We start from the raw sequence: 14,986 nt of genomic DNA, 5'->3' as shown, positions 1-14,986 counted from the left end.
CTATGGCATGGGAACAAGGATTCGTTCTGGCTTTATTGGCTCTAATTATTGTGAGTCTATTAGCAAGTAAATTAAAACCAAGTGTGATTTTTTCAGGGGCAGCGTTTATTGCTTTTATGCTAGGGATGATTGATTTACCTAGTTTGGCAAAAAACTTTACTAACTCGTCACTATTAACCTTGGTGTTATTAATCCTGAGTTCTTGTGCTTTAGAAAAAACACGCCTTATCAGTTGGGTTGGGCGTCATATTTCGGAAGGAAGGTTAGGGAGTGTGGTAGGCAAATTGGGCTTATCAACCGCTATTCTTTCTTCTTTTACTAATAATACCGCAGTGGTGGTGTCTTTAATTGGTGCGATAAAGCGTAATCAACGCCACGCACCTTCTCGCCTGCTTATTCCTCTTTCTTACGCTGCAATTTTAGGTGGTACCCTAACTCTAATTGGTACTTCTACCAATTTAATTATTAATAGTTTTGTCGAAGATGCAGGTTTACCAAGTTTAAGTTTCTTTGCACCAACAACTATTGGTATCGCTGTGCTACTTGGTGGGTTATTCATTCTAATACCACTAAGTTATTTATTGCCCCAGTACGATGAAGGCCATCAAGATGAGTTGCCTTATTTTTTAGAGGCAAGAGTCGAAGGTGGCTCGCCATTGGTTGGTAAGTCGATTGCAGAAAATAACTTAAGAGCATTAAGAAAACTGTTTTTGGCTGAAGTGATTAGAGAAGGAAAAACAATAGTATCAGTTGATCCTGAGATGGTGCTATTAGCCGGTGATAGATTATTGTTTTGTGGTGATATTGAAAGTGTGACTACATTACAAGAAATTAATGGCTTAACGCTCTTTGGGCAGCACCATTTAAATGGACAAAACTTAATTGAAGTGGTGGTGAGCCAATCGGCCTCCATTCGTGGCAAAAGCATTAAATCTTCGAAATTTAGAGATCGTTTTGATGCCGTGGTGGTTGCGATTCGGCGTGGACACGAACGCCTTGAAGGTGGTTTAGGTAAGATTGAACTGCAAGCGGGAGATACGTTAGTTTTAGTACCGGGAAAAGATTTCGAACAGAGTAAACAGCAGTTAAAGCGTGAATTTGTCATTATTAGTGATCTTGATTCGGCAGCAAAACTGGATGGTGATAAAAGTGCGCTGGTTTTGTTGGGTTTTGCTGGTGTTATTGCTGCTGAGTTATTGAATATATTCCCAATTATCAAAGGGTTGTCGGTCTATCTTTTGGCATTATTAGCGCTTGGCGTGATTAATATTGGAGAACTACGCCGACGTTTCCCTATCGACATTGTCGTTATTGTTGGGGCTGCGCTCTCTATTGCTCAATTAATGTTGTCATCGGGTTTGTCGGTACAGCTCGGTAATATGTTCATGGAGTTATTTAACGGTTGGGGAGTGATTGGTGCCTTGATTGCGGTTTATTTAATTACCTTAGTGCTAACTGAGTTAATTACTAATAACGCAGCAGCGGCTTTGGCTTTCCCTATCGGGTATAGCATGGCGCTAGGTTACGGGGTTGATCCAATGCCATTTATTATGGCGGTATTATTTGGGGCAAGTGCTAGTTTCATATCTCCTTATGGCTATCAAACCAATTTATTAGTATTTAGTGTGGGTAATTACACGCTACTTGATTACGTAAAAGTGGGGTTACCCATGTCGATTATTTATTCAGTTTTGGTACTTACGTTAATCCCTTATTTTTTCCCATTTTAATTCAAGGATGAAACATGACTGTCAAAGACGTTGTGAAAGATGAAAATATTGTTTGGCACCAACATTCAGTAACTAAAGACACTCGCTCTAAATTGAAAAACCAGCAGCCAGCAGTGCTTTGGTTTACTGGGCTATCTGGCGCAGGGAAATCAACCATAGCTGGAGCATTAGAAAACAAATTAGTAGAGCTTGGTTATCATACTTATCTGCTAGATGGAGATAATGTTCGTCATGGCTTGTGTAACGATCTAGGCTTTTCGGATCATGATAGGCAAGAAAATATCAGACGTATCGGAGAGCTTTCAAAATTGATGGCTGATGCCGGGTTAATTGTATTAAGTGCGTTTATTTCACCTCATAGAGCAGAGCGCCAAATGGTTCGGGAATTACTACCAGAGGGCGAGTTTTTAGAAGTCTTTGTGAATACTTCCTTGGATGAATGTGAAAAAAGGGACCCTAAAGGCTTGTATAAAAAAGCACGAGCAGGGGAAATAAAACACTTCACAGGGATTGATTCTGAATACCAACAGCCGTTAAATCCTGAGATCGATTTGCCTGCGGGTAAAGAGTCAATTGATGCGCTTGTTGAGCAATGCTTAATAGCCTTGAAGGCAAGAGCGATTATTCAGTAAGAGCGATTTTTCTCATCGCATTACCTAAACATAAGCCCTTACATATTTGATTATTTAAGGGCTTTATTATGAAAGAAGAAAGACAATTAAGCGGTTGTTGAAATGGTTTTCTTTACGTCAGTTTCCACAATGAACTTTTGACTTAGCAGGCTAATGAGATTGTCGTAATAATTTTCATTAGGTTTATTCCCTAATAACTTACATAGCTCAGCCCCTGTTGGACTGAAGCGGTAATAAACAAGCCTAGCCCCTTTTTGCATTGGTTTTATTGCAATGTTTTTACCCTGATATTGCAGCGGTAATGCGGGTTCAAACTCTATTTCTCCAGACTCTAATTCAGTACCAAGCAATAAGCCTAGCTCAATAAGCAGCAATAAACTGGAGTAAGGAAGCTTATAGTTACCTAAATGAACCAGTTGTGGGCCTTCTGTTTTATACAGATTGAAGAGAGTGCCAGCGCATTTATAGCCGAGAAGTAATTTTTTACTGTTGTCTTGTCCAAAACTACAGGCTAATGAGGCTGCTCGCTGAAATGTTTGTGCTTCTCGTTGAGTCATGTCTTTTAACACTTTAAGTGCTTTCATTGACGTTGAGCCGGGAGTGATAATTTCTTGCTTAAAGATCTGGCTCCATAAACGTTGCATGGATGGGTCATGAATGTCTTTAGCCATTTCAAAAAAACGATGAAGCCAATCAGGATCGGGCTCTCCCGCTGTCTCATCATTACAATAATCATAAGCAAATTTAATTATTTGTTCTAAGTTTTGCTGTTGCTGCTCACGTAATAACTTCTCTCGATATAAAGCGCGTTTTAGAAGTGTTTCTTCTGGTTTCGGTGTTTGCAGTTTTGCAGCAAGACCTTGTTTTACCGCGATCTCAGTAAGTCGTCGAGCACTGCTTACAACGTAATGCTCTTTTTTGTGTGTTGGCTGTTCTTTTATTTGCTCATCTTTTGTGATGATTTTTTGTGGTGAGTTCATGATTAACCTAGCCCTGAGTAACGGTTCTCTTTTTATATTATCGGTATTAGAAAATAAAAACTTTAATCTCAAAGCAATAATTAAGAAAAACTAACAAAAAGAAAGAGTCTAAGCGTGGTTAAATGATAAATTTTTGTTAAAATAATAAGTGTGATTTTTATAAGGGGGATTTCATGAAAGGATCAAATTTAAAAAAAGTACTGTATAGTGTAGTGATTGCAACGGGTTATACTGCAACGCTCGTCTATCTTTCCCATTATATATAACAATAGGAAAGATAAACGCGAGTTTACATATGTGTTACATTTTATTCATCATCGTATTCTTCTAGGCTAGCTCCTTCAATAAGATAGCCAGTTTCTGCTAATTCACTATTGATGGTTTCTGTTTTTAGTGTCCCTACTATATAAATGACATCCCATAATTGTTGTATTGGTGCACCTTTTTCAAATTTTACATAAATGATTTGATTTGGTGGTGGTGGTGGTACGTGAATACAAGCCCCAAAATAAGGTACAAGTAAAAACTCAGTGATTACTTTGTCATCACCTTCTAAAGGAATAACAAACCCTGGTATTTTTACCATGCTACCATTTAATTCTTGTCGAACTCCGCCAACAAGAGATTGCTGCATTTGGGCACCATTATGATCAACTTTAGGCATACCTACCGCATCAAATTGATTTCTTTCCTGTTCAGGAACTAAGTCAATCCAATCGAGTTTTAATACTTCATTACTTATTGCACTAAAGGGCAGAAGTAATAAGAAACAGAGTAAGAATTTCTTTTTCATGTTTATCCTTAAAGTCTAATTGTCATACCGTCACTCAACGAGTGTCGATATGCTTGAATGGCAGGTATGACGCCAATAATAAAACCAGAGCACAGAACAAGAGCTAATAGCTTTAATTCGTATAAACTTGGTAATGTAAGTTCAATGGCGATGCCATAATACTGTTGGATTATGGGTTGTAATATAGATAAAGAAAGATATAAACCCAGTAGGCCTACGATGATCCCAAAGGTCGTTATTACGACAGCTTCACTAACAAGTAGGGCAAAAATATGTTTAGGTTGAGCTCCCATTGATCTTAAGATAGCCATTTCTCGTCGCCTTTCTTGTAAGCTAGTTAATAAGCTAGTGAGCATTCCCATTAATCCTGCAATGACCACGAAAACAGAGACAGCTAATAAAGCTTGTTCTGCCATCGACATCATTCCCCATAGTTCATGTAAAGCGATACCAGGAAGAATGGCACTAAGGGGTTCTTTGCTGTAATCATTAATATAGCGCTGAAGAGCAAAAGTCTGAATCTTTGAGTTTAGCCCTAACATGAATGCGGTAATTTCTTTAGGCTCAAACTGGTGTTGCTCTAATGTTTTTGCATCAGGGGTATTACCTAAATGAGCTCCGCTCTCCCAGCCAACATGTATCGCTTCTATCGCGCCTAAAGAAACATGTAGAGTTTTATCTACTGGTGTTCCTGTTGGAGCTAAAATACCAGTAACGGTAAAAGGTAAATTATCATGGCGAGTAAAGGATTGATCACTAATTCCATGAGCAATAACTAATTTATCACCTAATTGGTAGTTTAGTTTCTTTGCCACATCGGCACCGAGAACAACATCAAATAAGTGTGAGAATGGCTTACCTTCTTTAAACGTTAGTGGTTGTTTTTTTCCATATTGGTAAAAACGAAAGTAATCTTGATTGGTTCCCATGACTCTAAAGCCTTTATGAGAATCGCCTAGAGAGATTGGAATTGACCATTTTACTGACTTTTGATTGCTGATCTCTTGATAGCTTTTCCAATCAATATTGTTGGTGGCATTACCGATACGGAAAACCGAATAAAGCAGTAGGTTAACCTGACCAGAGCGTGCACCAACAATTAAATCTGTGTTAGAGATGGTATTGGCAAAGCTGTTTTTTGCTTGAGTTCGAATGCGCTCAACGCCCATCAACAGCATGACAGAAATAGCGATAGTGAGAACGGTTAATATTACGGTGGTTTTACGGTTTTTTAAGCTCTTCCACGCTAATTGAGCAATACCAATCACTGTATGCCTCCCACATTATTTAAGGTTCTTAAATCAATACAACGATCAAAAAGAGATTCTAAACTTGGATCATGGCTAACAAAAAGCAATCCAGCACCACTGCTTTCACACTCTTCCATTAATAGCTGAATAAAAGCAAAGCGACTGTCGTGATCTAATGCTGAAGTTGGCTCATCTGCAATGATCAATTTTGGTTTTCCAATAAACGCTCTTGCCGCTGCAACTCGCTGCTGTTGACCAATACTTAAATCAGTAATGGGTTTGTTAAAATGAGAAACAGGCAATTGAAGTTGATTGAGTAGGCGCTCAGCTTCTTTTATTAGTTCTTGTTTTGATAGGTCTTTTTGTGATGAAAATTGATATGGCAAAATTACATTATCAACAACAGAAAGATAAGGAAGTAGGTTAAATTGCTGAAATATATAGCCAATATTATCAGCTCTAAATCGATCTCGCTGATTTGATGTTAATTGATTAATATCAGTACCATTAATGCTAACCGTTCCTTCGGTCGGTGATAAGATCCCTGTAAGGAGACTAAGAAGGGTTGATTTACCACTGCCGCTTGGGCCTTTGATAAATACCTTAGATCCTTGTTGTTGCTGGTAACTTGGAATATTAAGAGTTTGCTCTGTGTGGTTTGGCCAACAAAAAGTCAGATTTGATAATTCAATTATATTCATATTAATAATGACGGTGTTGCCACCGTCATGCCTAAATTATAGAGCGAGAACGGCTTTTTTAGCGGTTAATGTTGCCGCTTTCTGTCCTGAATCACCTAAGTATTGAACTGTTATTTTTTTAGTGTGAGAAAATAAGGTAAACCATTGCGTTTCTACTTGGTTTAGCTCTGAGATTGTTTCACAGTGGTATTCATATTGAGCTGTAAATTCACCGTGTTCACTTTGGTGTTCTTCATGGTGAGAGTCATCATCATGATCATGTTTATCGTGGTCATGTTTATCGTGGTCATGTTTATCATGGTCATGTTTATCATGGTCATGACTATCGTGATCATGGTCAGCATGGTCAGCATGCTTCATACTATGAGAGACATGTACCTCTGAAATTTTACAGTTAGCAGACTCTGGTAGAGAGAAAATTGCATTTGGTTTTTTTAGTTTAGCAATAGCTTGCTCTAATAACTGCTCTTGCTCTTTGTTTTTAGGAGCGTGTTCAAATCCTACAACATCAGAGCCTGGAGCTGTGATTTCAAAAAGTAAATGGTCACCATCTTGAGCTATATTTGTTTCTACAACACCATGAACGTGTGCCCCGTGTTGACGATGTTCAGAATGTTCATGATCGTCATGATGATGATCACCTGCATAAGCCATTAGTGGGGTTGAGAATAAGGTACTAGAAATTATTAATCGTAGAGCATTTTTTTTATTACAGATAAGCATAATTGCTTCCTATTATCTAAGTGTTATAAATGTGGTGTATTTATGAATATTAGACGACAGGTAAGGGGGTGCTCGAGAGTGTACGGTTATTGAAAATGGAGAACTGTTTTCTACGATAGAGAATACTGATCTGACTATAGCTTGAGGAATGATCGGGGGAGAAGTGATATGTACAATAAAACCAGAACCAATAGAATGAAATAATTGGCAGTGATGATTCTCATGGTGCTGTGCATTAGCATCAATTTGGTGATGGGCAACCAATACACTAAACAGCGTTAGAGTAATAGCTAAACTCCAATTTAACCAACGCTGTTTAGTAAAAAAGTACGATTGCATTGTACCGCCTTAAAAAGAGTATAAGCGGTAAATGTAATAATATAACAATTGATAATCAAGCCATTTATTTATAGCTGAGCATAGATTAGGGCTATGACTTGCTTAATTTCATCGGAAGATAGCTTTCCTTCCTTAACAAAAATGACATTCCCTTTTTTATTTTGAACAATAATGGTTGAGCTTTCAGACTTAAGATCCCAAGCGTTTGCCACCTTACCATTTTCATCAAGAACCATAGATGACCATGAAAATTCTTTTTTACTCTCTTCAGCAGATGACTTTACAAATCCACCTGTGCCCCAAATAGAATCATTTTGATTGATAATAGTTGTAGTTTGATATGTTGATTCAGGGAACTTTTCTAAGGTGATAGCACTCATAAGATCGGCGTTCATTGCTTTGGCACTGCTTCGGCCAGCAATGGCTTGTAAAACTCGAACCTTCCCTTTTAGATGTTCACTGTTCCATTTTTGATAGGTAGGGGCGTCGTTAATATATGTAATTTCACCATATTGTTTAACCGTTACTGATGGCACAGGTTGATTTAATGAAATGTTGTGAGCAAAAGAAAGGGAAGGTAATAGACAGGCACTAAGAGCGAATAGTTTTACTGTGTTCATTTTTATTATCCTTAGAAATAAGAATTTGTAGTGTAGTGCAGAGATTAATAAAAAGCGATTCGACCAGTATAAATTCATTAGTTGCTCATAGTTAATAAATGAAATCCAACTTGTCGTACACTGTTTTGCGATATATAATGTTAACTAAATGTTTCGCTCTATTGTTGTTTAGGTAATAAATGGCAAGGTGACATATTTTTAATGGACGTTTAATGATCACCTTATATGGATTATTGAGGTAATGGCTATGTTTAGAAATTTTAAGGCTTATAGACCACTTCAAGTGGCTCGCTTTGTTAAAACCCTATTTAAAGGACAACTTCATATTGAAGGTATTGGTTCTTTTGAATTCGATGAGGGCAAACTACTGATGCCACATAAAGAGAATAGAAAAATGTTATCAGTAATGAGTGAGGTCAATCAGCACATTCGCCAGCTATCAGTAGTGCCAGCGTAATATTATAGACAGTGTTAATGATATTAAGATTGAAAGGTGCTCGTGATGAGCACCTTTTCTGTTTATAAGAAGCAGGCTCCAGTCCCACCTAACCCGCAGTAACCATCAGGATTTTTTGCTAAATATTGTTGATGATACTCTTCGGCAAAATAGAAAATATTTATAGGCAGTATTTCTGTGGTTATTGGTGCATTAATACCTTGTTTCTCTAATGCGGTTTGGTATTGCTGCTGCGTTTCTTCTGCAATTAGCTGTTGCTGTTCTGAATTAGTATAAATAACAGAACGATACTGTGTTCCTATATCATTACCTTGACGCATTCCTTGTGTTGGATTGTGATTTTGCCAAAAAGAATGAAGCACAGTCTCAAGAGAAATAAGAGTGGGGTTAAAGACAACTTTTACCACTTCTACGTGGTTTGTTGTTCCTGTACAGACTTCTTTATAGTTCGGATTTAGTGTGTCCCCACCGGCGTATCCAACGGCAGTTGAGTAAGCTCCTGGTAATTGCCAAAACAAGCGTTCTGCACCCCAAAAACATCCCATCCCTACATAAATAACGTCATGGTCTGGAGGTGTTATTTCTAAATCAACCTGTGAAATAAAATGATGAGGTCGTAAATTTTGTTTATTTATGGTCATGTCGCATCCTTCAACTGAGTCATTTAGAAGACTTTTACCTTGTGCTACTCTACAAAGCGAGTAAATTACCATTGCATAGAATGCATTCATGAATCAATAGAATAATTATAAGTATGACAAAGAAGTTATCCCTCTTATTTATTTCTTGTTTGGCTCTACTCTCAGTAAGAGTATCAGCACAAACAGAATTGGAAATTGAGGGTTTAGAAGGATCTTTGCTGAGTAACGTTGAAGCGTATATTTCAGCCATACCAGAAGAGGAGTACTCTACTTCACTTCGTTTCCAATCTCGCCTTGAAAAAAATGCCCGAGATGCACTTAAAGCGTTAGGTTATTACGACCCATCGATGAATTTCTCTATTGAAGGCCAAGAAGGTGAGCATACGTTAGTATTTACCGTGAATGCTGGCGAACCCGTTTATATCTATGTCAGTGACATTACTATTACGGGAGAAGCAAAAACGGATATTGATTTTATTAATGCAGTTGATAACTCTGGGTTAAATCTGGGGCAAGTGATTGATCATGGTAAATATGAAAGCTTAAAAAGCAGGTTACAGAATTTAGCATTAAGAAAAGGATATTTTGATGGTGAATTTACGTTAAGTCGTTTAGAAATTGCACCTGGTAGGCATCAAGCTTTAGTGCGTTTACATTATCAAAGTGGGCAGCGTTATCACTTTGGCAAAACAAAGATTGAAGGAAGCCAAATTGAAGAGTCGCGAGTTCGCTCAATTATCCCTTTCAAAGAAGGTGATCCATACCTCGCAAGTCAAATTGGTGAGTTAAATCAATCCCTATCTAATACTGAATGGTTTTCATCTGTTTATGTTGAGCCTGATTTAGATGCTGTTGGAGTAAGTCGACAGTTACCAATGAATGTGCATTTATCACCTCAAGTTCGAAATCAACTAGAAACCAGTATTGGTTACTCAACCGATGTTGGTGTTAGAGGTAAGATCCGTTGGAAAAAGCCATGGCTTAATGAATATGGACACAGTTTAGATACAGGACTTTCTATTTCAAAACCGGAACAAGAAGCAACTATATCGTATAAAATCCCACTAGAGCAGGTGCTTAAAGATTACTACATTGTTAAGTATGGCTTGAAGAATGTTGATAACCGAGATACCGATAGCTTAGAGTCAAATTTAGCTTTTGAGCGTCATTGGGTATTTGACTCGGGTTGGCATAGAACCATCTACACCCGTTTTCTTTATGAAGAGTTTACTCAAGGGATCCAAGATGGCACAGCATGGTTAGTTTTGCCTGGAGTATCATTTTCTAAAAGTCGTTCACGTGGTGGAACTATGCCTATGTGGGGAGATAAAAAATCGTTCAGCATAGAAGCTACGGATCAAGCATTAACATCCGATGCAAAATTGCTACGTCTTTTAGCTCAAGGTGCAATTGTCCGAAGTATTGGTGAAAATCATCGCGGTGTAGCAAGAGGTGAGATCGGAGCTATGTATACGGATAACTTCTATAAACTCCCTCCTTCTATTCGATTCTTTGCAGGTGGCGATAATAGTGTGAGAGGCTATGGCTATGAAGAAATATCACCAAAAGATAAAAATGGTTATTTGACTGGTGGCCAATTTATGGCAACTACTAGCTTAGAATATCAGTATCGAGTGGTTGGTAATTGGTGGGTAGCAACGTTTGTGGATTATGGTGACGCGTGGATATCAACCCCTGACTGGAAGATGGGCGCAGGTTTGGGTATACGATGGGCATCTCCAGTTGGCCCGGTTCGTCTTGATTTTGCTTGGGGGTTTGATGCAGAACCAGGAGATGAATTTAAAGTGCATTTCACTTTAGGGCCTGAAGTATGAGTTCTTTAGAAGAAAACCAAGAGCAAGTAATCGATGCAAAGCAAAAGAAAAAGCGTCGTTTTAGCCGTCACTGTATTTGTTTAGCACTATTTTTCCCAATGTTAATCTTAGTACTACTCTTATTGGTAGGTGCTATTGTTTTTACTAACCCGGGATTAAAATTGCTTGTTTGGGGGGCGGAAAAAGCGTTACCTTCTTTATATATAGATAAAGTTGAGGGAAGTGTATTACCTGAATTTTCATTAACTGGGATATCTTATCAAGATAAGACGTTTATTGATGCCAAAGTAAATCATTTGAGTGTTACTTTTACCCCTGAATGCTTAATGCAACCGGCACTTTGTGTTGATGATATATCTATTGATGGTTTGACATTGGCCTTGCCTGAGTTGCCTGAAACTCAAAAAACCGAAGAACCGGAGCCTGTAGAGCCAAGTCTTCTATCTATTCCTATCCCTATTAATGTAACGAATATTAGTTTGAATAATATTGATATGGATATTTTAGGTAACCGTATTCAATGGCGCTCATTTAATACTGGTGTAAAACTACATCATAGTGATTTGACCGTTACTCCTCTTGCTTGGGAAAAGATAAGCGTCGAGTTAGCTAAACAAAAAGCCTCTCAAGAAAATACAGACGAATTACCAAAAGAAAAACCAACCTCAAAAATTATTCTTCCCTCTATTTATATTCCATTAAATATTAATGTTGAGAAATTTGCCTTACGAGATTTCACATTACAGCAAGACTCTCAAATTAAAGTAAATCAACTCGATTTTATTGCTAAGGCTGGAGAGCATGATGTCCATGTAAAAGATTTTTATTTAGATATGCCGCAAGCAAGTTTAAGAATGGACAGTGATGTTAAGCTTGATGGCGATTACCCGTTAACACTCAATGCTATTTTAAAAGTTAAAGAAACTGAATTAAAGGGACATAAAGTTACCTTAGATGCAGAGGGAAGTGTGGTTGATTTAAAGGCCTCAGTTAAATTGAGTGGAGGCTTACAAGCAAAGATTGATGCAGAACTCAAGCCTTTAGAATCGACATTACCTTTTAATATCCAAGTATCAGAAGGGGATGTTTATTGGCCGCTTATTGGTGATAAAGCCATAACAGCATTAGTCCCTAACATAAGAGCAAAAGGTGATTTAAATAAGTATCAATTTTCTGGTTCTCTTTATATAGAAGGAAAAGACGTTCCTCAAACAGATATTCGTTTAGAAGGTAAGGGAGATACTAGTTCGGTAAATTTACATGATTTACTTATTGATACCTTAGGAGGACAGGTTTCTGGTGGTATAGAGATAGATTGGCGTTCATTACTACAATGGAAAGGAGATATTGATCTTCAAAATATCCAGCCGGGTATTCAATGGGAAGCTGCGGAAGGGAATATTAGTGGAAGGATTGAGACTAATGGTTCACTTACCGATAAAGGTGGTTGGAATGCTTTGATACCTGTGATTGATATTAAAGGCATATTTAGAAAGTACCCATTGGATGTTAATGGTTCTCTTTTTGCTCATGACAAGGATGGTCAAGGGGAGATTAATATCGATATCCCAAGCTTAGCATTGCATCATGGTGATAATGGTATTGAAGTTACTGGTGAAGTTAATAAAGAGTTGGATTTGAATGTCGATGTTAACTTTCCTGAATTGTCAGATAGTGTTCCTGATTTATACGGTAAGTTATTTGGCAAAGTTGCATTAACTGGAAAAGTAACAGAGCCTAAAATTGAACTTGATATAGATGCGCTTGGGTTAAAGTGGAAAAAAGAAGCAACATTAAAAAAAGCCTCTATCAACGGATATATAGTACCAATGCCAAAAATCAATGCTGATCTTCGTGTTGATTTAAGTAAAGGCCAATATAAAAAGCAGATACTTGAAGCGTTAAATATTAAATTTAACGGTAAAGAAGAAAGCCATCGCTTAAGTGTCAATCTAGATTCAAATGTCGTTGACTCTTACCTCGTTATTGATGGTGCTCTCGATAGAAAAAAAGCTTGGAAGGGTGAACTGTCAAAAGCTGAAATCAAAACTGAAATTGGTCCTTGGAAATTAGATAAGAAAGCGGCATTAGCCTATGACATTCAAACCTCAGAAGTATTTGTTCAAGCTAATTGCTGGAGTCAGGGAGTAACGTCACTTTGCTTAAATAAAAATTTATTGGCGGGCAAATCCGGAATTGTTGATTTAAGCGTGAATCATTTCGAATTTAGCAAGTTAAAAGTTTTCCTTCCAGAAGAGACAAAAGTTAATGGTGAGGCTAATTTAAACGTAATTGCAAAGTGGGAAGAGCAAAAGAAACCGTATATAAAAGCGGCTTTGTATTTACCAAAAGGAAATGTTCAACAACAAATGGAGCAACCATTAATTATTGGTTGGGATGAGATAAAAGTTAATGCAGAAATGGAAGATGATGTTCTTAATGCAAATTGGCTTATTGGTCTGACTGGTAACGGTCAATTAAATGGACAGATGTTAATAGATGATTTAACAGGCAAGAAAACAATAAAAGGAATATCCAATATAGAGGCGTTGTCATTATCGATGTTTGAACCTGCATTAGGTGAATACAGTCAACTTCAAGGGATTATTAACTCAAAGATTAACTTTTCAGGTCCGATACTTCATCCCAAGTCAGTTGGTGATCTCGTTATTAATAAAGTAGTAGTTAAGGGTGAGGTCTCCCCGGTTGATATTTCTAATGGTGATATCAAAATTAAGATGAATGGTTACGATGGAGAACTTGTTTCCAAGATAACGACCCCTGATGGTGATTTACATATTAATGGTTCAGCGGACTGGCATGATTTAAAGAATTGGAAAGCAGGACTCGATGTCTTCGGTAATGAACTTCAAGTTAATGTACCTCCCATGGTTAAATTAAAAGTTAAGCCAGATATGAAAATTCGCATTATTCCGACATTAGCGAAGATTACTGGCAGTATAGGTATCCCATGGGGGAGGATTGTCGTTAATGAATTGCCAGAAAGTGCGGTTGGTGTATCAAAGGATGAAGTAATTTTAAATAATGAGCTTCAACCGGTAGAGACTGCAACTACCTTACCAATGGAAGTCGAAACCAATATCAAAATCTCGATAGGTAATGATGTGCTTCTTTCTGCATTTGGTTTAGAAGCTGGTCTTGTTGGTCAATTAAATGTAACTCAGAGAAATAAAGCGCCATTTATTGCTGGAGAAGTAAATATTGAAGATGGTACTTATCGTTCTTTCGGACAAGATTTACAAATAAGAAAAGGAAAGATTTTATTTAATGGTCCAGCAGATCAGCCTTATGTAGATATCGAAGCTATTCGAAATCCAGATAATACCCAGGATGATGTGGTAGCGGGGGTTAAAGTGAGTGGTCCAGCAGATGCTCCAAGAGTAGAGATATTCTCATCTCCATCTATGCCTCAAGCCAATGCGTTATCTTATTTATTAAGAGGGCAGGATATAGATAGTGAATCTGGTGGAAATGCCATGACGACGACACTGATAGGATTAAGCCTTGCTAAAAGCGGTAAAGTAGTCGGAGAGATTGGCCAAGCATTTGGTGTGCAAGACCTACAATTAGATACCGCTGGTTCCGGTGATGACTCACAAGTGACAATAAGTGGCTACATAGCGCCAGATTTACAAGTTAAGTATGGGGTCGGTATTTTTAATTCACTTGGTGAATTTACGTTAAGGTATCGAATTATTAGCGATCTCTATATAGAAGCCATATCTGGGGTAGATAGTGCTGTTGATTTAATTTATCAGTTTAGTTTCGATTAAATTCAGCAAATGTGGATAACTTTGTGGGTAAGCTGTTAGGCTTGCAGGGGTAATAAAGTATAAGTTTTCCATTGCTTAAATGACCATCAAACAGAAAGAAAACATGCAAAAAAATGCATTTAACGCTTGCTAATGTGATCGAACTCCCTATAATGCGACCTCACTGACACGGAGCGCTCAGCATAGAGCAGCAAAGGGTTGGTGGAAAGATGGTTAGGAAATTTAGTTTCAAATAAGTGCTTGACACTGAAACTTAATTAGATAAAATGACCGTCCTCTTCACAGAAAAGCAGAAACGCTTTGAAAGTAGAAGAAAAGCTCTTTAACAATTTGAAACCTATTAATCTGTGTGGGCACTTGTGAGTTGATAATCGCTATTTGCGAAAGCAAACTGTTTGTTTTCATTTTTTAAAATGAAAGTAAATGGAATCAATGAACTGAGTGGCTACACAAAATTACTTTTATGTAACAATCAGTATTAATCATTGAGT

The 14,986-nt window shown here is 37.6% G+C and carries 13 protein-coding genes; 5 read left to right on the top strand and 8 right to left on the bottom strand.

Features of this window, described 5'->3' with window-relative positions:
- The first annotated feature begins 2 nt into the window (after positions 1 to 2).
- On the top strand, positions 3 to 1,730 hold the full coding sequence (locus tag PVK70_RS16280; RefSeq protein WP_130049116.1) for an SLC13 family permease: 1,728 nt from the start codon (positions 3 to 5) through the stop codon (positions 1,728 to 1,730).
- A 14-nt stretch (positions 1,731 to 1,744) separates the two neighbouring features.
- Positions 1,745 to 2,362 (top strand): adenylyl-sulfate kinase, encoded by a 618-nt coding sequence (cysC, locus tag PVK70_RS16275; protein WP_130049115.1) that lies wholly within the window; start codon positions 1,745 to 1,747, stop codon positions 2,360 to 2,362.
- Positions 2,363 to 2,448: 86 nt separating this feature from the next.
- Here the strand turns inward: cysC and PVK70_RS16270 are convergent, their stop codons facing one another.
- From PVK70_RS16270 to PVK70_RS16240, 7 genes are all read right to left on the bottom strand, one after another.
- Positions 2,449 to 3,342, bottom strand: a complete 894-nt coding sequence (locus PVK70_RS16270; protein ID WP_130049114.1) for a TIGR03899 family protein — start codon at positions 3,340 to 3,342, stop codon at positions 2,449 to 2,451.
- 307 nt (positions 3,343 to 3,649) lie between these two features.
- Positions 3,650 to 4,135: a DUF3299 domain-containing protein gene (locus PVK70_RS16265; RefSeq protein WP_130049113.1), complete on the bottom strand. Its 486-nt coding sequence runs from the start codon at positions 4,133 to 4,135 to the stop codon at positions 3,650 to 3,652.
- 8 nt (positions 4,136 to 4,143) lie between these two features.
- A complete protein-coding gene (locus tag PVK70_RS16260) occupies positions 4,144 to 5,403 on the bottom strand; it encodes an ABC transporter permease (protein WP_130045944.1) in 1,260 nt (419 codons plus the stop codon).
- Complete coding sequence (locus PVK70_RS16255; RefSeq protein WP_130049112.1) at positions 5,400 to 6,086, bottom strand: ABC transporter ATP-binding protein; 687 nt, start codon at positions 6,084 to 6,086, stop codon at positions 5,400 to 5,402. The genes PVK70_RS16260 and PVK70_RS16255 overlap by 4 nt, the downstream gene beginning before the upstream one ends.
- A gap of 36 nt (positions 6,087 to 6,122) precedes the next feature.
- Positions 6,123 to 6,809 (bottom strand): zinc uptake protein ZrgA, encoded by a 687-nt coding sequence (zrgA, locus tag PVK70_RS16250; protein WP_130049111.1) that lies wholly within the window; start codon positions 6,807 to 6,809, stop codon positions 6,123 to 6,125.
- Positions 6,810 to 6,821: 12 nt separating this feature from the next.
- On the bottom strand, positions 6,822 to 7,148 hold the full coding sequence (locus tag PVK70_RS16245; RefSeq protein ID WP_130045947.1) for a DUF2607 family protein: 327 nt from the start codon (positions 7,146 to 7,148) through the stop codon (positions 6,822 to 6,824).
- Positions 7,149 to 7,216: 68 nt separating this feature from the next.
- Positions 7,217 to 7,768 carry a YtfJ family protein gene (locus tag PVK70_RS16240; protein WP_130049110.1) on the bottom strand — a complete coding sequence of 184 codons (552 nt, stop codon included), beginning with the start codon at positions 7,766 to 7,768 and terminating at the stop codon, positions 7,217 to 7,219.
- A gap of 247 nt (positions 7,769 to 8,015) precedes the next feature.
- Between PVK70_RS16240 and PVK70_RS16235 the strand changes: the two genes are divergently transcribed.
- Positions 8,016 to 8,225, top strand: coding sequence for a DUF1107 domain-containing protein (locus PVK70_RS16235; RefSeq protein ID WP_130049109.1), 210 nt, complete (start codon positions 8,016 to 8,018; stop codon positions 8,223 to 8,225).
- 62 nt (positions 8,226 to 8,287) lie between these two features.
- Here the strand turns inward: PVK70_RS16235 and msrA are convergent, their stop codons facing one another.
- The gene (msrA, locus tag PVK70_RS16230) at positions 8,288 to 8,866 is read right to left on the bottom strand and encodes a peptide-methionine (S)-S-oxide reductase MsrA (protein ID WP_242504818.1); all 579 of its coding nucleotides are present in this window, start codon (positions 8,864 to 8,866) and stop codon (positions 8,288 to 8,290) included.
- A gap of 113 nt (positions 8,867 to 8,979) precedes the next feature.
- Here msrA and tamA point away from each other — a divergent pair, with 113 nt between their 5' ends.
- Positions 8,980 to 10,701, top strand: a complete 1,722-nt coding sequence (gene tamA / locus PVK70_RS16225) for an autotransporter assembly complex protein TamA (RefSeq protein WP_130049108.1) — start codon at positions 8,980 to 8,982, stop codon at positions 10,699 to 10,701.
- Positions 10,698 to 14,495 (top strand): autotransporter assembly complex protein TamB, encoded by a 3,798-nt coding sequence (gene tamB / locus PVK70_RS16220; protein ID WP_130049107.1) that lies wholly within the window; start codon positions 10,698 to 10,700, stop codon positions 14,493 to 14,495. The genes tamA and tamB overlap by 4 nt, the downstream gene beginning before the upstream one ends.
- The last annotated feature ends 491 nt before the right edge of the window (positions 14,496 to 14,986 follow it).

Origin of the sequence: Aliivibrio sp. A6 (genome assembly GCF_028765505.1) — a bacterium.
GTDB classification, from domain to species: Bacteria; Pseudomonadota; Gammaproteobacteria; order Enterobacterales; family Vibrionaceae; genus Aliivibrio; species Aliivibrio finisterrensis_A.
Note: the sequence above shows the minus strand (reverse complement) of the source record. Positions and strands in the feature narration are given on the sequence as shown.